This is a genomic window from Paenibacillus hamazuiensis (assembly GCF_023276405.1).
GTDB classification, from domain to species: Bacteria; Bacillota; Bacilli; order Paenibacillales; family NBRC-103111; genus Paenibacillus_AF; species Paenibacillus_AF hamazuiensis.
Genome location: NZ_JALRMO010000001.1, coordinates 6254751 through 6274460 on the forward strand (window position 1 = coordinate 6254751; position 19710 = coordinate 6274460).

The 19710-nt window shown below is 56.3% G+C and carries 17 protein-coding genes; 8 read left to right on the top strand and 9 right to left on the bottom strand.

Annotated elements, in window-relative coordinates; all coding sequences use genetic code 11:
- Window positions 1-486, top strand: a complete 486-nt coding sequence (locus MYS68_RS27155; RefSeq protein ID WP_248928825.1) for a CcdC family protein — start codon at window positions 1-3, stop codon at window positions 484-486.
- A gap of 127 nt (window positions 487-613) precedes the next feature.
- On the opposite strand, the gene MYS68_RS27160 is transcribed toward MYS68_RS27155, so the two are convergent.
- Window positions 614-1498, bottom strand: coding sequence for a LysR family transcriptional regulator (locus MYS68_RS27160; RefSeq protein WP_275983525.1), 885 nt, complete (start codon window positions 1496-1498; stop codon window positions 614-616).
- Window positions 1499-1777: 279 nt separating this feature from the next.
- Here MYS68_RS27160 and MYS68_RS27165 point away from each other — a divergent pair, with 279 nt between their 5' ends.
- From MYS68_RS27165 to MYS68_RS27180, 4 genes are all read left to right on the top strand, one after another.
- Window positions 1778-2839, top strand: a complete 1062-nt coding sequence (locus MYS68_RS27165) for an MFS transporter (RefSeq protein ID WP_338043677.1) — start codon at window positions 1778-1780, stop codon at window positions 2837-2839.
- A 174-nt stretch (window positions 2840-3013) separates the two neighbouring features.
- Complete coding sequence (locus tag MYS68_RS27170) at window positions 3014-3457, top strand: Lrp/AsnC family transcriptional regulator (protein ID WP_248928827.1); 444 nt, start codon at window positions 3014-3016, stop codon at window positions 3455-3457.
- On the top strand, window positions 3451-4137 hold the full coding sequence (locus MYS68_RS27175) for an MBL fold metallo-hydrolase (RefSeq protein ID WP_248928828.1): 687 nt from the start codon (window positions 3451-3453) through the stop codon (window positions 4135-4137). Before MYS68_RS27170 ends, MYS68_RS27175 begins: the two co-directional genes overlap by 7 nt.
- A gap of 12 nt (window positions 4138-4149) precedes the next feature.
- The gene (locus MYS68_RS27180) at window positions 4150-4698 is read left to right on the top strand and encodes a DMT family transporter (protein WP_248928829.1); all 549 of its coding nucleotides are present in this window, start codon (window positions 4150-4152) and stop codon (window positions 4696-4698) included.
- Between the two features lie 94 nt (window positions 4699-4792).
- On the opposite strand, the gene MYS68_RS27185 is transcribed toward MYS68_RS27180, so the two are convergent.
- The 4 genes from MYS68_RS27185 to MYS68_RS27200 form a co-directional block, all read right to left on the bottom strand.
- The gene (locus MYS68_RS27185) at window positions 4793-5614 is read right to left on the bottom strand and encodes an arylamine N-acetyltransferase (protein ID WP_248928830.1); all 822 of its coding nucleotides are present in this window, start codon (window positions 5612-5614) and stop codon (window positions 4793-4795) included.
- Window positions 5615-5627: 13 nt separating this feature from the next.
- A complete protein-coding gene (locus tag MYS68_RS27190) occupies window positions 5628-6083 on the bottom strand; it encodes a DUF2269 family protein (RefSeq protein ID WP_248928831.1) in 456 nt (151 codons plus the stop codon).
- Window positions 6084-6171: 88 nt separating this feature from the next.
- Window positions 6172-7350 (bottom strand): response regulator transcription factor, encoded by a 1179-nt coding sequence (locus tag MYS68_RS27195; RefSeq protein ID WP_248928832.1) that lies wholly within the window; start codon window positions 7348-7350, stop codon window positions 6172-6174.
- Window positions 7350-7823 carry a hypothetical protein gene (locus MYS68_RS27200; protein ID WP_248928833.1) on the bottom strand — a complete coding sequence of 158 codons (474 nt, stop codon included), beginning with the start codon at window positions 7821-7823 and terminating at the stop codon, window positions 7350-7352. The genes MYS68_RS27195 and MYS68_RS27200 overlap by 1 nt, the downstream gene beginning before the upstream one ends.
- Window positions 7824-7971: 148 nt before the next feature.
- Between MYS68_RS27200 and MYS68_RS27205 the strand changes: the two genes are divergently transcribed.
- The 3 genes from MYS68_RS27205 to MYS68_RS27215 all read left to right on the top strand — a co-directional run bounded on the left by MYS68_RS27205 (window position 7972) and on the right by MYS68_RS27215 (window position 11984).
- Window positions 7972-8397: a MarR family winged helix-turn-helix transcriptional regulator gene (locus tag MYS68_RS27205; RefSeq protein ID WP_248928834.1), complete on the top strand. Its 426-nt coding sequence runs from the start codon at window positions 7972-7974 to the stop codon at window positions 8395-8397.
- 59 nt (window positions 8398-8456) lie between these two features.
- Complete coding sequence (locus MYS68_RS27210) at window positions 8457-9728, top strand: MFS transporter (protein ID WP_248928835.1); 1272 nt, start codon at window positions 8457-8459, stop codon at window positions 9726-9728.
- 150 nt (window positions 9729-9878) lie between these two features.
- Window positions 9879-11984, top strand: a complete 2106-nt coding sequence (locus tag MYS68_RS27215; RefSeq protein WP_248928836.1) for a multicopper oxidase family protein — start codon at window positions 9879-9881, stop codon at window positions 11982-11984.
- 34 nt (window positions 11985-12018) lie between these two features.
- Here MYS68_RS27215 and nasC read toward each other — a convergent pair whose 3' ends face one another.
- From nasC to MYS68_RS27235, 4 genes are all read right to left on the bottom strand, one after another.
- Window positions 12019-14154, bottom strand: a complete 2136-nt coding sequence (gene nasC / locus MYS68_RS27220; RefSeq protein ID WP_248928837.1) for an assimilatory nitrate reductase catalytic subunit NasC — start codon at window positions 14152-14154, stop codon at window positions 12019-12021.
- A gap of 10 nt (window positions 14155-14164) precedes the next feature.
- On the bottom strand, window positions 14165-16519 hold the full coding sequence (nirB, locus tag MYS68_RS27225; protein WP_248928838.1) for a nitrite reductase large subunit NirB: 2355 nt from the start codon (window positions 16517-16519) through the stop codon (window positions 14165-14167).
- Between the two features lie 29 nt (window positions 16520-16548).
- Complete coding sequence (locus MYS68_RS27230; RefSeq protein WP_420852166.1) at window positions 16549-17751, bottom strand: MFS transporter; 1203 nt, start codon at window positions 17749-17751, stop codon at window positions 16549-16551.
- Window positions 17752-18159: 408 nt separating this feature from the next.
- Window positions 18160-19497 carry an MFS transporter gene (locus MYS68_RS27235; RefSeq protein ID WP_248928840.1) on the bottom strand — a complete coding sequence of 446 codons (1338 nt, stop codon included), beginning with the start codon at window positions 19495-19497 and terminating at the stop codon, window positions 18160-18162.
- Window positions 19498-19710: the final 213 nt, after the last annotated feature.

Here is a 19710-nt window from a genome sequence, read left to right on the forward strand (position 1 = left end):
ATGACTTATATACATTGGCCCAGCTTGCAGACCGCCGTCACCTTCGGAGCGATCGGAATGGCGATTATGGCGATGTTTTTGCGGCTCAGAGCGGGCGGCAGACCGGTTACCGTCCGCAAAATCGTCATTCCGCCACTGGGGATGAGCACGGGCTTTCTGATGTTCGCCTTTCCGATGACTCACATTCCGTGGCTCTGGGCTTTGCTTGCTTTTGCGGCCGGCGCTTGCGTGTTCGCCGTGCCGCTCATCATGACCACCCGTTTTCAAGTTACGGACGGTCAGGTTTACGTACAGCAGTCCAAGCAGTTTATGGTTATCTTGCTCGGGCTGTTGGTCTTGCGGCTCGCGCTGCACAGTTATATCGAGGAATATATTTCGATCGCGCAGACCGGTGCGGTGTTTTTCATCCTTGCCTTCGGCATGATCCTGCCTTGGCGGGCCGCCATGCTGATCCGCTACCGCCGATTGCTGCGCAGCATCCGCTAAGAGGCAGCCGGGAACGCCGCGCTGCCTTTTTTTAATTTATCGCCAAATTCCGCGAGATACGCGACGACATAAGGTGCGCTTCGAACGGTTTGTAAGGGACGGCGTGACCGTTCGCACTAATTCCCGGTCACTCAAAACCTTCGTCCGACTCCCGAACCGATTGGGTCAGGAAGCTGACCAGTTGTTTGGCCGCCGGCGATAGCTCCCCCAGGGAATGCGCCACGATGCCGATATCGCGAGCGATGCCCGGCCGGATGTCTTTAACAATCAAATCGTGCGGCACGGAAGATAGCGTGAAATTTGAAATCAGGCCGATGCCCAGCCCGTTTCGTACCATCCGAATCAAGGTTTCGGCCGATTGAACCGTCAACCCTTCCCCAAGCTCGATCCGGTGCTCTTTCAGAATCGAGGTCATGGCGATCTCATGCCCGCCTTTACAGAAAATAATTTCCTCCCGGTAACAATCCAAATCGATAATCGGTTCCTTCGCCAGCGGATGTTTCGCGGGAACGATCGCAACCATATAGTCGGACTGTAATCTCTCGAATTCAAACGAATCGAACGGGGACGCCACAATTCCCAGCTCCACTGTTCGATCTTCCACCCATATCTTGATTTGCTCGGAGACGCCTTCCAGCAATTCGATTTTCACCAGCGGATAACCGGCGCGGAAATCGGCGATGGCTTTGGACAGCAAGTTTGTCGTTGCCGCGGGGAAGGAACCGATCTTGACCTTTCCGCCGAGCAGGCGGTTCTCCCTCCCGGCAATTTGATAGATGCTGTTTTCGATCGCCTTCATCTGCCTGGCCAACACAAGAATTTCCCGGCCCGCTTCCGTCAGCAGCAGCCCCTTGTGCTTGTCCCGGATGAACAGTTGGATGCGAAGCGACGCCTCCAAATTTTTGATCGCTTTGCTGACGGCCGGCTGCGAGATGAACAACGCTTTGGATGCCTCCGTAATGTTTAAAGTCTCCGCAACCTGCACGAAGATTCGGAGAAGGTTCAGGTTCATGTGCACACGCCCCATCATAACCAATTGGTTATCTCGTCTATAAATTAAATGTATTTCAGTTATATTTCATTATAACCTATGATGAGATTCGAGAGCGAATATGGGTTCGCGAATACTTCATCATAGGAGGTCTTACAGATGGCGACTCTTTCCAAAGAGGCTCCGTATACTACCCCAGCCCCCCGCGCTTGGCGAATATGGACAACAGCTTGGCTCGTAACGGCGGTCTTTATACTGTCCAATTCGGCCACCCCGCTCTATGTTCGTTGACAGCGGGAAATCGGATTTTCCAACGGCACCCTGACGTTAATTTTCGCCGCATATATCGCCGGATTGCTCGCCGCCTTGCTCGTCGCCGGCCAGCTGTCCGACCGGTATGGGCGCAAGCCGGTGTTGTTCCCGGGCCTTGCCGCCGCCGTGCTTGCCTGTATTCTTTTCGGCACCGCCTCCACGGTCGCGTCACTGCTGATCGCCCGATTACTGTCAGGCATTGCCGTCGGCGTCATAGTCTCCGCCGGCATGGCTTCGGTCGCTGATGTCGGAGGTCCTGCCCGGAGAAAAACGGCTGCGCTTGCCGCTTCAGTCGCCATGGTGCTGGGTGCAGGACTCGGTCCGCTGCTATCCGGCATCTTCTCCGTATCGCTCGCCCAACCGGTCGTTCCCTTGTTCGGTACCCAGCTTTTAATTTTGTTCAGCGCCTTCGCTGTGGCCGGGTCGCTTCCACGCACACTCCTCACAGCGCGCCAAAGCGAATGGCGGCTTCGGCTGCCGAGTGTGCCCAAGGGCAACCGGCTGCACCTTGCTCTCGGCATCGCCGTCTTCGCTCCGGGCATTACGTCGACTTCATTTATACTGTCGCTTGGCCCCTCGCTGCTGAAACAGCTGCTGGGCGGCTCTAACCCTCTCGTCGCCGGCGGAACGGCATGCCTCATGTTTCTGTTGGCGACAGGCGTTCAACTTCTTCTAAAAAGGTTTTCCATCCGGAACCAGCTTTTACTGGGCGCTGCGTCCGTCTTCCTCGCCATGCTCTGCATGTCGATCGCAGCTTATGCTTCCGCTGTGGCACCACTGGTGCTGGCCGCCATGCTCGCCGGTGCCGGCCAAGGTCTCGGCCAACTCGGCGGCCTGACGCTGATCGGGCTGCACGTCCCCGAGCATCGCAGAGCCGAAGCGAATGCGGTTCTAAACATCGGCGGTTATATTCCTGCCGCTATCCTCCCCGTGTGTACGGGCTACTTGATCGACTATACCGGAATAGCCTCCGGAGCAACCGCCTTTGCCGCAATCCTTGCCGCGGCGGCCTCAGCCGCGGCATGGTTTGTGCGGGTCAAGCTGCCGTAACCTCTATCTTACATTTGCGAAGATGGACGCATATCGTGTTGATGAACAAGTCTGCCGGGTCCCCGAACGGTGCGCCTGGAGACTTTTTTGCACAAAATAAGGCCCCATCGACTCCCGCACGCTGCATGTATTATACTGGTTAGCAGCAAACAACTTTGTACGGAGCTTGATACGATGGAACTGGACCGCATCGATATGGAAATTATCCGCCTCCTTCGCGAAAATTCACGAATCCAGTGGAAAGACATCGGCAGGATGGTGTTTTTGACCGGACAAGCCGTGGCGGGCCGGATCAAACGCCTGGAAGACGCCGGCGTCATCCGGGCGTACACCTTGCAGGTGGACGAGGAGAAGCTGGGCAAGCCGCTGCTCGCACTTGTTATCGTTTTTATGAAAAGCACCAATCACACCGCCTTCCACTGCTTCGTGCGCTCCGAGCCGGCTGTTACGGAAGCGTTCCGGGTCAGCGGCGACGGCCGCTATTCGTTGAAAGTGCTGACGTCCGGTCAGACGGAGCTGAGTGAGTTTCTGGACAGGCTGCTTCAGCACGGCAACTATCGAGTTCATCTTTATTCATTCATTTTGCCGGCAAAAAGCTGCTGGTCGATCCGATGCTAAGCCCGGCCGGAGCGATGCCGGCAACGCCGAATACGGCGAATGCGCGGCCCAATCCGCTCGTTAACCTCAAGGTCGGCGTGGAGGAGCTGCTCGCGGCGGACGCCGTTCTGCTGACGCACAGTCGCCGCGACCATTTCGATGCGGTCGCCGAGGTGCTGCTGCGCAGAGACATCGTCTTTTTCTGCCAGCCGGAAGACGCGGACAAGCTGCGCGGCAAAGGCTTCATTCAGGTGCAGCCGATTAAAGAGGCCGCTGTGTGGGGGAACATCCGCATCGCGCGCACCGAAGGGCAGCATGGAACAGGGGAAATCGACCAGGCGATGGGTCCCGTATCCGGCTTCGTGCTGCAAGCGTCGGGCGAGCCGGCGCTTTATATCGCAGGAGATACCGTCTGGTGCCGCGAGGTCGAAGAGGCGCTGCGCACGTACCGGCCGGCGGTTACCGCCCTGTTCGCGGGCGCCGCGCAATTTTTGCAGGGCGGGGAGATTACGATGACTGCGGAGCATATCGCACAGGTGTGCGCAGCTTGTCCGGACACGAGGATCATTGCCGCTCATATGGATGCATGGAACCATTGCTTTCTGACAAGGGACTCTTTGCGAACGGAAATGGCTGCAAGGGGGATCGAGTCGAGAGTGTTTGTGCCGGAAGACGGCGAGTCGATGTTTTTTGCGGAATAGGAGGAGGCCGTCATGAAAACCACATCTTACGGCACGCTGATGGTTGTGGTATCCGCAGTTGGCTTCGGCCTCATGGGCATCTTTGCGAAAATCGCCTACGGCGAAGGGATGACGGTCGGCACGCTTCTCGCCTGCCGGTTTCTCATTGCAGCGGCGTTATTTTGGGGCACGCTTGCCATCGTCAGGCCCCGCTTTACCCTCACGCGCCGTGAAACAATAACGCTGCATCTGATGGGCGTCGGCGGGTACGCCGTTATGGCAACCCTACTGTTCACGGCGTTTTATCTCATCCCGGCGTCCCTCGCTGAAATGCTGTTTTACGCATACCCGGCTCTGGTATGCCTGCTGATGAGATGGCTGGACAAAGAACCTGTCACCGTGCGCAAAGCCGCTTCTCTCGGCATCGGCATGCTCGGTACGGCGCTGGTGCTCGGTGTCCCGGCGGGGATGGCCGGTGTGGCGCTTGTATTGTGCAGCCTGCTGGCTGCGGAATTAAAATCGGGAGCTTCAAGCCGCAAAAGAGAAACCCGGGTTCGAGCGGAATTTTCCAGATCAAGTTAAATACCGCGCCTCCCCAGACCAAAGAAAGAACGGTGGTCACACTGGGGAAGCGCATCTACCCGATGATCCGATCTTCGCTTGATCCGTTCCTGCGTTACGGTTCGGCAAACAGCCGATTCCCCCGCTCGGCGATAAACCGAAGGGCTTCCTCCAGCGCAGCTTGACGAAATCCGAACGACTTTTCCATCATCGATATCCAGTCGCTTTTGCGGGAAAACTCGTGAATTTCCGTACCCTGATCGGATTTGACGAACAGCTTCCGGTCGACCACCGAATAAGCCGCTCCCTGCTTGAATAGAGTAACGACGATTCGGCGCATAAACGGGTTATCATCTTCATCTCTCAGAGAATGGGTGATATCCTGTTCAAAATCATTTACTTCCACCGGCATCCACTCGATATATTTGGTGACGATGCTTTGACCGTTCGCCCTCCGGTCGATCATAAAACGGGTGGAGCTCAGGCGGACGATTTCCACTTCCTCCCCGCAGCGAAAGAAACGGGGCTCTTCTTCCAGCCGAAGCGGCTCGAACAGCGGCGCGCCATAGCCTATATCCACGTAAAAGGCCCGCCCTTCCACAGTCACACGGTTCGCCCAATGAGCATTCCCGCCGGTGGCGCGAACGATCTCCGCCTGAAACCCGAGGGCGCGAAGCAGACTGCCGAAATGGACGTTCAGAATGTAACAATTCCCGCCGAGATTTTCGCGTTCCAGCCGATCTAAGTAGATATCCATGGAAGGAAACCACTTAAAACCCGACGTTCCCCGATTCAAATAATAATGAAACTTGCTCAAGTTCTCGAACGGAACAAGGTGCAGGTGACGCTCGACCAAAAGTCGCAAATATTCCAGCGTCGGCATCCGTTTTTCGATCCGAAGGCAGGATAAATATTGTTGCAGCAGCAAATCTTCCATTGCTCCCACCTCCTTACTGCGGCTTGACAATCATCAGGATCAGCAGCAATATTCCCAGTATGCCGGACCACAGATGAAGGTTTCGCACGCGGGTATACAGCACGGTCAAATGCGCGGCGGGCACATCGGAGGCGGCCGTCTCGGACTCCGCAAGCAGTTTTATCAACCGGCCGGCCGCAGGGTTCAAATACACGATGACAAGGATTTCGATCGCTGCAAAGACGGCCAACGAACCTATGATCCACACCTGCATGAACGGTCCGTACGAGCCGATAAAAAACAAGGCAAGGCCCGAAATGAAGGCGAGGGAACCGAATATTTTGGGGAATACCTCCAAGGAAGCAACCTGCAGCAAATTCCTTTTCATTTCGTCCAATGTGGATACTTTCCTCAGGATGAACGGAAAGGCGTATGCCGGCCCCAAGCCCAGCATCGCAGACAACACATGAATCGTAACCAGTAATACCATACAGCAGCACCGCTTTCATGAGATTTTGTGGATGCACTCATCATAGCGGTAAAAAAAATCTTCCGGTATCGGTGAAATTACGTATTTATCAAACCATCTCCTTACCATCCGCAAGAAGCCCCTTTTCCATCACGTATCGCGTCAAGGCGGCCCGGGAAGGGACGCTTAGCTTCTGATAAATTCTTTCCAGATGTGTCGTTACCGTTCTCGGGCTGATAAATAGAATTCTGGCGATTTCCGCGTTCGTGTATCCTTTGGCGACGTGAGCCGCCACCTGCCGCTCCCTTGCACTGAGATTCGTATAGAACGGATCGGTTTTCTTATCCCATTGCAATCTGACAAGCTCTACAGCTTGTCTGAACATTTCTTCCCGCTCTTGCTCTGCAACGGACGGAAGGGTCGGCATCGTTTTTCCGAGCCTCACTCCAAGTTCGGTAAGATACCCGTCCTCGTGCGAATAAGCAACCTGAGGCTGATCTCTTGCGAATTCGCAGCAGACGATCCCTGTCACCGTACCGGATGAGAGGATGGGAAAAGCCAAGTAACTGGAAGGCGACGTTTCCGTAACCGGAATCGCCGATGTGACCTCCTCCTGATCCCGGGACCGTATGGAGTGAACATACCTGAGCTGGGAACGGATGTTGTTCAGCCGGATTACGCGGCCTTCGTTCCTTGTCAATATCGCGAGCCGCTTCATGGCCCCGAATGCGTCTATATCCACCCCTGCTCCCGGAACTCCCAGTGACGCCTGCAGCTTGACATCCAGGCCATTTTCCTCCGGAATCCAATAAGATAAACAGTCCCATTCATGGGCGGCGGCCAGCACCTTCAGCAAATCTCCGTACATCTCCGGAGTCGATTTCAAATGAAACGACTCTTCGATACACTGGCGCGCCGAGACGACTTCAAATACAAGAACCGATCTTACCTCCGCGGGCAGCGGAACTCCGGCCATCCAGGAGACGGTCATCAAATCTTGTCTGATCCGTTCAAACAGGGGACCTTCCTGCTCGGAGCGAAGGTAACGAACGATAAGCTCCCAATGAACGAAATCGCGGGGATTGGCGATTTTGAGCAGCGCCAGCGGATGTTCCGTCAAATTCCGGTACGATTTGTTCAAAAGCTGGTTCGCTACGGCAACGAAACGCCCTTCCACATGCCAAACCCGCGTCAGATTGGCGATATTGGGGATCCCTTCGGCCGAGCTGGTTACGATACACGAAGGGTATGCCCCTTCGAAGACGGGCAGCAGTTCTGACGGAAGCATTATTCCCCGCTCCTTTCCATCACCGGCAATCCGGCACCGGGGCCGGGAGTCTGCGAGTAAACCGCCTTGACGCGAAAACCGGCCGACACACAGTCGGACGGCAATACGTGAATCAGCGGTACGAGATTGGGAATGTGCAGTTCAACCCGCCTCCGCTGCTCTTCGAGAGCAAGGACATCTTCCCTCGCAAGAGGACGGAGATCGGCAAAACGTCCCTTGAACTGATACGATTCGTTGTCGACTCCCGAGGTGAGAAGAGCGGACAGCTCCCCCGGCGGTTCCGAATAATCCGTTAACCGCAGCCACTGGCTCTTTAAAATATATGTCCAAAGCACCCCCGCTTTCGGCTCCAGCCGAAAACCATAACCTCTGCATACAAACGGAGCCGCCCCCGGCTTCGCTGCCGCCAAGTGGATAAACACCGGCACGGTCCGCCGCATAAAACGGCTGATTTCTTCAGGCCAATCGATCATATCCGCCTCCGGTTTCGTCTTTGTTAGTTCATATTCTATCAGTCGGCTGTAAAATGATCTACTTCGGTTAAAATCAGGGTTTACAAAAAAGAAAAACCGATATATAATTTTCGTTGTACATACAAAATTAACAAAGGAGGTGTTTGGCATGGATGATAGTTTCCTCCGCGAGTGCCTGTTTTTCACAGCGAACCGATTGGGCCGCGCCATCACCAAGATGGCGGAGGAAGAATTCGCGCCGACCGGGCTTACCCCCATGTATGGATACATCATTCGCCTTGTGAACGGAACCCCGGGCATCTCCCAAAAAGAGCTGGCCGACAAGCTGTCCATCGCCGCTTCCACGCTTACCAGGTTTATCGATAAGCTGGAAAGCAGACGGCTTGTCGAACGTAAAGTGAACGGCAAGACCGTGCTTGTGTATCCGACTGACAAGGGCAAAGAACTCGAAGATACGATTCGACAGGCATCCAGAAGCCTGAAGACCCGTTATGAAGCTCTTCTCGGCTCCGAAGCTGCGCAGCAGCTGTCCAAGGACCTGGAGCTGACCAGCGAAAAGCTGGAAAAGCATTAATTTTTTTCTTTTTTATTTTGCATGTACAACTAAAATAAATTTTAAGGAGTGAACTGGAGATGTCTCCAAGCAGTTCATCATCAAAATTCCATTACGGGTGGGTGGTTGTCCTCATCACCTTCGTGACCTTGATCGTTTCGGCAGGGGTCCGTTCGATGCCGAGCATACTGATGCTGCCGTTCGAGAAAGAATTCGGATGGAACCGGGGGAGCATTTCCGGCGTCATATCGTTCGGCATCTTCCTCTATGGGCTGGTAGGCCCCTTTTCCGCCGCGCTGCTTGAAAGGTTCGGCATACGCAGAATGATGGTCATCTCTTTGGCGGTACTCGCCGCCAGCCTCGCGGTTACGCCTTGGATGACGTCCCTGTGGCAATTCGAGATTCTTTGGGGACTTGTCAGCGGGCTTGCTACCGGCATGATGGCGAACGTGCTCGGGGTGACGGTCACCAACCATTGGTTTGCGCAGCGAAAAGGGCTTGTCGTCGGCTTGCTCACGGCAAGCGCCGCAACCGGACAGCTCTTGTTCCTGCCGCTGCTCGCTAAAATCACCGTAGATGCGGGCTGGCGTTATGCGATGTATACGGCTGTTGCGGTTATCGCGGTCGTGCTGGTCATTGCGGCTGTCTGGATGCGGAACCACCCGTACGAGAAAGGCGTCCCGCCTTATGGCGAAGATAAGCTTGTTAAGCCGGCTCCGTTCCAAGGGAATTTGTTTCTGGCGCCGCTGCTTGCCCTTCGTGAGGGGCTTGGCAATAAAACCTTCTGGCTGTTGGCCGGCACGTTCTTTTTTTGCGGGTTCTCGACCAACGGCTTGATCGGCACCCACCTGATTCCCGCCTGCGGAGATTACGGCATTCCGGAGGTGATGGCGGCGGGCATGCTCGCTCTTATGGGCATGTTCGACCTGTTCGGCACGACGCTGTCCGGCTGGCTGTCGGACCGTTTCGACAGCCGCTGGCTGCTGTTCTGGTATTACGGGCTTCGCGGTCTCTCGCTGCTGTTTCTGCCCTATGCGCTCGGTGCCGGCCCGACGATGCTTATGATCTTCACCGTGTTTTACGGTTTGGATTGGATTGCCACCGTACCGCCGACCGTCAAGCTCGCCACGAAGGAGTTCGGCAAGGAAAAGGCGGGCATGATATTCGGCTGGGTCGTCGTCGCCCACCAGATCGGCGCTTCCGTTGCCGCTTACGGCGCAGGTGCGCTGCGCGATTCGCTCGGCTCCTATACCGTGCCGTTTGTTACGGCAGGCTTCGTATGCCTGTTCGCCTCCCTGATGGCGATCCGCATCTCCAAAGCGGGTGCGGCGGCCCGGCAGCTGCAGGCTTAAGCACCTTCGCCGTCCTTCCGTACCCGATTCGGGCCGGATTCGGCCATCCGTCCGAGGTCCAGCCCCACATCCCCTCCTGAGGCGGTTTTGCCACCTCGGCCCGGAAGCTACAATGGTTAGTGTAATTCGACTAACCAAGGGGGATTTATTTTGTATACGGTATGGATACCATCCGAGCTCGGATGTTTGTTGCTGATGTTCCTTTTATCGTGGATCGCGGGAAGTAAAGCTTCCCGGCTTATTTACAGTCCTTCGGGAGGACAAATGCGGCGCAAGGCGGGCAAGCTGCTTTTTTGGGCCGGGTACGTCGCGGTTCCCGCTTCAGCCGTGCTGTACATTGCGATAAGTATGATTACAGCGCTGAATCCGGTGTTTTGGCAGGATCAGGCATTTGTCCACATACCTCTTTCAGGCATTCCGCTTTTAGCCGTATGGTTGGCTGCCGTGCCGAAGCTTGTGCGGCTGCGCAGGGAGACGAAGCTTTCTGCGGATGAGGAACTCCCCGGGGCGAACGTTCGCAGGCTTGCCGCAGCTCCCGGGCTGATCGTTCCGTTTCAGGCCGCTGCGCTGGGCGCCGTTGTATCGTTTTATTACGTGCTTGCGCCTCCGGTTCCGTTCGCCTGGCCGGACTTGATCCCGGCCGGCCTGTTTCTTGCCGCCGTCGCCGTACTTTGGAAGCGGCACAGCCGCCGGATGAAAGCCGTAAGCGTCCCGGACGCCGTCGTTCGTTACCGCCCATGGCTCGCGTTTGCAAGAAATGTCGGCATATTGGCGGTCGTTGCCGCCGCGTTCGTCGGGTTGTTTTATTTCTCCATGCAAAACAGCCTGCTGCCCGGAAAAATGGATATGATGACCGGGCCGGCCGACTACGGCAAAGGCATCGCTCTCGATCACAACCACATGAACCATCTGGCCGGAAGCGGCAATGGAGCCTCCTCCTTCGCCAAAATGGTCTCCGTAACCGATTTGACGGGACCGCGCACCGGCACGCCGGACCGGAAATTTACGCTGACCGCCGAGAAAAAGACAGTCCGCCTCAGCTCCGGCAAAGCCGTAGACGCCTGGACTTATAACGGGCAAATTCCCGGTCCTGAGCTGCGAATAAAGCAAGGCGAGCTTGTCGAGGTCACGCTGATCAACAAAGATATCGAGCAAGGCGTTACCATTCATTGGCATGGCCTGGACGTGCCGAATGCCGAGGACGGCGTGGCCGGCGCCACCCAGGAGGCCGTAATGCCGGGGGAAACCTACACGTACCGGTTTGTCGCGGAACAGGCGGGCACGTTCTGGTACCATTCGCACCAATCGTCCAAAGAAGCGGTGCAAAAAGGGTTATTCGGCCCGCTGATCGTCGAGCCGAAATCCGGCATGGCTCCGAACGGCAAAGATATGACGATCATCACCCATAAATGGGACGACACCTTGGCCTATGGCGCGAACGATTCGACGGATAAAATGATCGTCGCTCCGGGGACGCCCGTGCGGCTAAGGCTCGTGAATACGGACGACTGGGTGCGGCAAACCTATACGTTAACCGGCGCGCCCTTTCAGGTCGTCGCCATTGACGGAACGGACTTGCACGAGCCCGGCGTTTTGAGCGACACCGCTTTGGAGCTGACGACCGGCGGCCGCTACGACATCTCGTTTATCATGCCGGACAGCCCCGTCTTCCTGGGGATCGGAAACAGTAAAAACAAGCTGGGATTGCTGATGACTCCGGATGGGACCGGCGGCATTCCGGCGGCCGCTTCCGCCGCTTTGCCCGCATTCGATCCGGCGGAGTACGGAGGCTCCGCGCAGGTTCCTTTTAACGCAGACAGCAAGTTCGACCGGGAATTTACGATGGTTCTGGATAACAAGCTCGGCTTTTACAACGGACAATTCAACATGCTGTACACGATCAATGGAGAAGTTTTTCCAAATACGCCGATGTTTATGGTTCGTGAAGGCGATCTGGTCAAGACGACGATCATCAACCGGAGTATGGTCGACCATCCGATGCATCTGCACGGACACCACATGCTGGTGCTGACGAAGAACGGAAAACCGGTAAGCGGCACATGGTGGTCGGATACGCTTGATTTGCAGCCTGGGGAAACGTACGAAGTGGCATTCCGGGCGGACAATCCCGGCGTTTGGATGGATCACTGCCACAACTTGGTTCATGCTGCGTCCGGCATGACGATGCACCTGTCGTACGAAGGAGTGACCACGCCTTATTCAATCGGCAGCGCGACAAGGAACCATCCGGAGTAAAACGGACACATCAGATCTTATTTGTGCCCAGCTGTTACAGCATTGGAGCGACCCCCGTCATCAGCGGCTGAATCCGCACCGCGCAAACCTTAAACCCCGGCATCCGGCACGTCGGGTCGAGCGCCTGGTTCGTGATCCGATTGACGTTCTGCAGATCGCCCCAGTGCATCGGCACGAATACCGTATCCTGCCGGATTTCCGGCGTTATGCGGCTGCGGACGACGATCGAACCTCTCCTCGTCTGCAGTCGGACGAGCGTCCCGTCCTCGATCCGGTATTTTCGCGCCGTCTTCGGATGAATTTCCATAAACGATTCGACATCCCGCGCCAGGAGCGACGGACTGCGTCTTGTTTGCACCCCGGTCAGGTAGTGGCTCAATACGCGGCCTGTCGTCAAATGCAGCGGATACTCGTTATCCACCGTCTCGTCCGGAAAATGGTTCGCCACCGGCGTCAGCTCCGCTCTGCCGTCCGCATGAGCAAACGACTCTTCGAACAACCGGCCTGCGCCGGGATGATCCGGAGACGGGCAGGGCCAATAGACCCCTTCCTCCCGCCGCAGCCGCTCGTAGGTGATGCCGTAATAATCGGCAATCCCGCCTTTACTGGCGAGGCGCAGCTCGTCAAAGATCGCTTCCGCCGAAGCGAAGCGAAAATAAGCTCCGCGGCCGAGCGATTCGGCCAGATCGCTTAAAATTTGCCAATCGTGCTTGACCTCGCCGGGGACAGGACGGCTCGCTTCCCTCAGAAGCACCCGCCCTTCCAGGTTGGTCAGCGTGCCTTCGTTTTCCAGATAAGCCGAAGCCGGCAGCACCAAATCGGCGAGACGCGCCGTTTCCGACATCAGCATATCGGCGACGACCAAAAATTCGAGCTTTTTCAGCCCTTCCTCGACGAAATTCGCATTCGGGTTCGAAACGACGGGATTCGAGCCCATGACGAGCAGAGCGCGAATTTCCTGCGCGTGCACCTTCTCCATCATCTCGTAAGCGGAGACGCCTTTCCCCGGCAGCTCATCCGGGTCGATCCCCCACACCCCGGCCACATAGGCGCGATCTTCCGGATTCTCGATCAGGCGGTATCCCGGCAGCTGGTCGGCCTTCTGGCCGTGCTCCCGGCCGCCTTGACCGTTCCCTTGTCCGGTTACGGCGCCGTAGCCGCAGCCCGGCTTCCCGATGCGTCCGGTGACGAGCGCGATGTTGAGGAAATTGCGCACCGCCATATACCCGTCGGTCTGCTGCTCCACTCCGCGCGCCGTGAACACCATGCCGGTCGCCGCTTTACCGAAAGCCTGCGCGGCTTGGCGGATGTAGTCCGCAGGCACTCCCGACAGTTCGGCGATTTCGTCAAGATTTTGCCGCTCCACATGAGCCTGCAGCTCCTCGAACCCCTTCGTGCGCTCCCGAATGAACGCAGGGTCGGTCATGTTTTCTTCCAAAATCACTTTCAGCAGCCCATTTGCCAGCGTCGCATCCATCCCCGGCTTGACCTTCAAATGCAGGTCCGCCATCTTGGTCGTGCCGGTGTCTCTCGGGTCGATCGCGATCAGAAACGCCCCGTTCTCCTTCGCTCGCGTAAAATAAGGCATCAGCGTCGGCTGGCAGTCGGCAATGTTCGTTCCCGCGAGGATGATGCATTTCGCCAGCGGAATGTCGGACAGAGGGTTCGTCAGCCCGCGGTCGATGCCGAACGTCTTGTTGCCGGCGGAAGCGGCCGCCGACATGCAGAAACGGCCGTTATAATCGATATATTTGGTTTTCAGCGCGACGCGGGCGAATTTCCCGAGCAGGTAGGCCGACTCGTTGGTGAGCGAGCCTCCGCCGTAAACGCCGATCGTATCGGGGCCGTAGCGGCCGCGAAGGCCGCCGAACTTTTCCGCAATCAGCCGGTAAGCTTCTTCCCACGGGATCCGCTCCCACCGGCCGTTTCTTTTGATCATCGGATGCAAGATGCGCTCGCCGTTCATCACATGCTGGTACGCATTCATCCCTTTGACGCAAAGCCGCCCTTCCGAAGCGGCATTCGGCTTCGCAATAACCGTATACGTTTTGCGCCCGTTCGCGTCCGCTTCCTCGGCGATCTGCATTTTGCACTGCACGCTGCAAAACGGACACTGCGTATCCATAACGGCCCCGGCGGCCGTTCTCTTTATCTCCGCGCTTCGATTCATCCCCATACGATCACCTTGTCCCGGCAGCCTTCGGCTGCAGTTCTATTTGCTCTTCTCCTTCAGTCGGGTCATTCCAGGCGTAAAGCCGTCCGGTCAGCCCCGCCCGGAAACCTGTATCAAACAAACCTTCGCGAAGCCGCAAAAGCCCGACGCGTTCGATCCAATCCGCTGTCGTTTCGCCGTAATAAGCATCCTCCCGGTACCACTGCAGAAAAGCGGCGGAGATGGACAGCACGTCCTCGTCGCTTGCCGCCGTACACAGCAGCTCACCCTTTTTCGGCTTCGCCTGGCCGCTGCCGCCGACGTAGATTTCCCAGCCGCCCGGCGCTCCGGCGATGCCGAGGTCTTTGACCAGCGTGCCCGCCTTATGCTGCGGACTGGCGGATACTGCCACGGAGACGGCACCCGGCAGCTGCAGCCGCTCGAGCGCGCGCTCCAGAGCAGCCGCAAGGCGAACCGAATCCTGCATCGCATGCGGATCGTACCGCTCGCCGACGCAGGCGGCAACCGATGCGACCGGCAGGCCGTAATCGGCGACGGCGGCCGGCATATCCAGCTCCGCGAGCACCGATCGCACATCGCCGGACTCCACGCCGAGCAGCTTCAGGTGCCCGTTCTCGGCCAGCCGAATGTGCGGAATGCCGTATTTGTCGGCCACATCGGCAATCCGCCGCAGCTGCCTTGCGCTGACGGCGCCGCCGTACGTCCGCGGAATGATCGCCTGCGTCCCGTCGGCCAGCACGCCGGAAGACGGCGTTAAAGCCGCCTCACCGGGGGCAGCGCCCACGTAGTAAAGCAGCGCCGCACGGCAGACCCCGCAGCCCTCCGGCGATTTCCAACGAAGCCGCCTCATGGCTTCCGCCACTGATACATACCCCCTGCCTTGCACAGCTTCCTTCAACTCTTCGCGGCTCAGATCGGTACAGCCGCACACCGTTTCCTTATCCGCTGCAGGCTGTTCCTCATTCGCCAGCGTATAGTCCAAAATCGCCGAAACCAGCGGCCTGCAGCCGCCGCAAGAGCTCGACGCTTTCGTGCACTGCCGCACCTGCTCGAACGTGTCCAGCCCGTTTTCGCGGATAGCCGAAACAATGGCTCCCTTCGAAACCCCGTTGCAGGAGCATACCGTCTCCTTATCGGATAAGCCGCAAACATAATCGTCCATTGCGCCGCCCGCAGCGGCCCTTGGTGCATCCAGCACCGACACGTCGGCCTGCTGCTTGATATAGCCGAGCAGCTTCGCTCCCTCGCTGCTGTCTCCGAAAAGGACGGCTCCGACGATTTTTCCGTCCTTAACCCATATTTTTTTATACTTGCCCCGGACTCCGTCATACATTTGTATCGTTTCGGTGTCCTCGGAATCGACGATTTCCCCTGCGGAAAAGACATCGACACCGGACACTTTGAGCTGGGTCGACAGCACCGAACCGTGGTACCCCTCCGTCGCCGCCCCGCATATTTTTTGCGCGAGCACCTTTCCCTGCTCATACAGCGGGGCTACGAGACCGTATACGATTCCACGATGCTCTGCGCACTCGCCGACCGCATAAACGTGCGGAATGTTCGTCTCCATACGATCGTTCACAACGATGCCGCGGTTCGTTAAAATATCGCTGTCTTTGGCGAGCTGCACGTTCGGCCTGACGCCGACCGCCATCACGATCAAATCTGCGGCCGCCACCGTTCCATCCTTGAAGCGCAGCCCCTCCACGCGATCTTTGCCGACGATTTCGTCCGACTGTTTTTCGAGCAGGAACCGCATTCCTTGCCGCTCCAGCTCTTTTTTCAGCATATCCGAAGCGACCGGATCGAGCTGCCGTTCCATCAGGTAGCGGAAAATGTGCACCACTTCGACTTCCATGCCGAGATTGAGCAGGCCGCGAGCCGCTTCAAGACCGAGCAGACCGCCTCCGATGACGATCGCCTTCCTGTATGTTTTGGACGCCTCGATCATGTTGCGGCAGTCGTTCATATCCCGGAAGGCGGTCACTCCCGTCTTGTTCGCACCAGGCAAAGGCAGCATAAAAGGCACGGATCCGGTCGCCAAAATCAGATGATCGTAATCGGCGGTCAACCCGTTCTCCGTTATGACCTGCCGGCGGTGGGTGACGACCTTGGCCACCGTTTCTCCGGTAAACAGCTTGATTCCATTCTCCTTGTACCATTCGCGGCTGTTGATCGTAATATCCTCGACGGTCGTATCGCCCTGAAGCACCTTCGAGAGCATGATCCGGTTGTAGTTCGGATGCGGCTCGCTGCCGAAAATCGTAATATCGAAAGCATCCGGGGCAAGCTTCAAGATTTCTTCGATGCATTTGACACCTGCCATCCCGTTGCCTACCAGGATAAGTTTTTGTTTAGCCATATCGTTACCTCCGTGAATTCAAGCCGATCTCAGCCCGTTATTTTCTCGATCAATGCCGGTCTTAGCGTCTCCTGCTCGGACGGCTTCTTCCGGCCTGCGGACCGGTTTATCCATAAACATGCCAAGGCAAAAAGCATGAGCAATATGAAACCGGCGGTATATGATCCCGTCATGTCCTTAATGAAGCCCAATACAATTGGCGGAAAGAAGCCGCCGATGCCTCCGGCGGCGCCGACGAATCCGGTGACCGCTCCTGTATTGCCGATTGCCACCTCCGGAACCATTTTGAACACGGCGCCATTGCCGATGCCCAGCCAGACGGAAGCAAACAAGCATCCGGCACTGAACAAAATTAAATCGTTCAAGCTGCAGGCGATCAGTATCGCGGACAGCGCGATACCCCCGAAAACGACCATAAGCACCCTGCGCGAGCCGAACCGGTCGGCCATGTAGCCACCGAGCGGCCGAATGAGCGTCGCCATGACGACGAAACCGGCGCTCTTTAACCCTGCATCGGCAGCCGCGAGGCCGAACAATTCCTTCAAAAAAGTCGGCAAATATACGCTGAATGTCACAAAACCGCCGAAGGTCAGGAAATAAAACACGGATAAGTACCAGGTCGATTTATACTTCACGACGGAGAGCGACTGCTTAAACGTCTTCGCTTGAGCCGGTTTCGGCAAATCCGTCGTTCCGAGCCAAAATACGGCCGCCATCGCGACAATCATGATCGAGTAAGCGTAAAATACCGTGCTCAGGCCATATTCGCCGAGCACCACCGGAACGAGATAACTGGAAGCGGCAACGCCCAAATTCCCAAGCCCGGCCAAACCAAGGATAAAGCCCTGTTTCTCGGGGGGATACCATTTTGAAATGTACGTGAGAGAAATCGAGAAGGTCGATCCCGCCATGCCGGTCAAAAAAGCGCAGAGCAGCAGCATGCCGAAGGAATCGGCCCTGACGGCCAGCAGCATGGGCAAAACGAGGAACAGCATCGTCAGCGCAAACACTTTCCTGCCGCCAAACCGATCCGTGTAAATGCCCATCGGAATCCGCATCACCGATCCGAGCAGCACCGGCGTGGCGATCAGGACGCTTTTCTGAATCGTGCTTAATTGAAAAAGCTCCTGCAGCGGGCCGGCAATCGGAGAAAACACATTCCATATCATGAACGAAGCGGTCATCGCGACGGTGGAGAGCGAAAGCGCCATTGCAGACCTCATTTTGACCAATCCTCCATATTGTTTATTACATATAATGTTATATAAATGATAGTTTCAGTTTAAAAATCGGATCGATTGTGTAATATTTAATTACACCATATCAATTTAACCGAATCCTTCACCATATTCAATACCGGGCACGTTATTTTTAGAAAATATATATATTTGTCCTTTAATATACGAACATTAAAATAATTTACACTTATTATAATTCGGTTTTGGTTGAATTTGTTATTCGGCTTTCCACATTAACTTAACGATGTTCACATCGTGACCGCAGTATATTTCGCCATATTTGTGTCATGTTTTATCCCATATACCATTTCCGCCCAAAACAAAAAAGGCGCCGCTTTTCAAAACAAAAGCGGCACCTTTTTTGTGCATGATGCATCCCCCATAACGGGGAGATTGATCTATTTACTTTTTCCGATTCGGGTTAGCGGACTTCGGGTCTTCATCCAGCTCGGCTTCGATGCGGGAGTGCTTCGAAGACTCGTTCATCCTCCAGTACACGATGAAGCTTACGGCGATACATGCGGCTACGTAGTAATAAAAGAGCTGCTCGGAGCCGATGCTCTTAAACCATAACGCGATGTACTCCGCGGTCCCGCCGAATATGGCCACGGTCACTCCGTACGGGAAACCTACGCCGAGGGCGCGGACTTTCGTCGGGAACAGCTCCGCTTTCACGATTGCGTTAATGGAAGTATAGCCGGATACGATGACAAGGCCTATCATCATAAGCAGGAACGCGCCGACCGGATTTTTCGCCTGCTCCAGAATCAGGAACAGCGGCACGGTAAGCAGAGTTCCGAGAACACCGAAGCCGATCAGCAGCGGACGCCGTCCCACCCGGTCGGACAGCATGCCGACGAGAGGCTGAAGAATCGTAAAGACCAGCAGAGCGGCGAAGTTGATCCAACTCACGACCTCCTTGGGAAGCCCTGTCGTGTTCACCATGAACTTCTGCAAATACGTAGTGTACGTGTAAAAGGCGACGGTTCCTCCCAGCGTCAGGCCGACTACGGTCAGCACCGCTTTCGGATGCTTCATCAGGGCCCGCATCGTTCCCGCTTCGGACCGGCTGGCGGAATTCATTTTCGCATACTGCTCCGATTCGTCCATCGAGCGTCGCAGCCACAATACGGCAAGCGCCCCCAGCGCCCCGATGACAAACGGAATGCGCCAACCCCACGCCTTCATATCGGGCTCGCTGAGAATCTGCTGCAGAATGATCTGAATGCCCAGCGCCACCAGCTGCCCGGCAATCAGCGTGACATATTGGAAGCTGGAGTAAAAGCCGCGGCGGCCGCGGCTGGCCATTTCCGACAGGTACGTCGCCGACGTTCCGTATTCCCCTCCCAGCGACAAGCCTTGCAGCAGGCGGGCGAGAACAAGGATAACGGGAGCCAGCACGCCGATGGAGTTATAGCCGGGCGTGCAGGCGATGATCAGCGAACCGCCGGCCATCACGCTGATGGACAGCGTCAGCGCGGCACGGCGGCCGTGGCGGTCGGCGTAGCGGCCCAGCAGCAAGCTCCCTATCGGGCGCATCAAAAAGCCGACGGCGAAAATCGCCGCTGTATTCAGCAGCTGGCTGGTCTGGTCCCCCTTGGGGAAAAACTCGGACGAGAAATAAACGGCGAATGCGGCATAAACGTACCAATCGTACCATTCGATCAGGTTTCCGACCGAACCTTTGAAAATGTTGGCCGCGATGCGCCGATGATTTAGCTGCTCTACGGATTGACTCATCGTTGGACCCTCCGGTCTAAAGGAATATGATGTAATGCTGTGAAAAATTGCGGGCGACCGGCCCCGAACCACTCCGGCCGCAATCGCTTACATTTTTTTATGTTATAATGATTGCAAAATGGCGTTCATCATATCCTCCCCTGTTTAAAGAATTATAGCCACGCGGGTACCATCATTTTATTAAACCGCAGCTTGCTTTTTCCACGATATGCT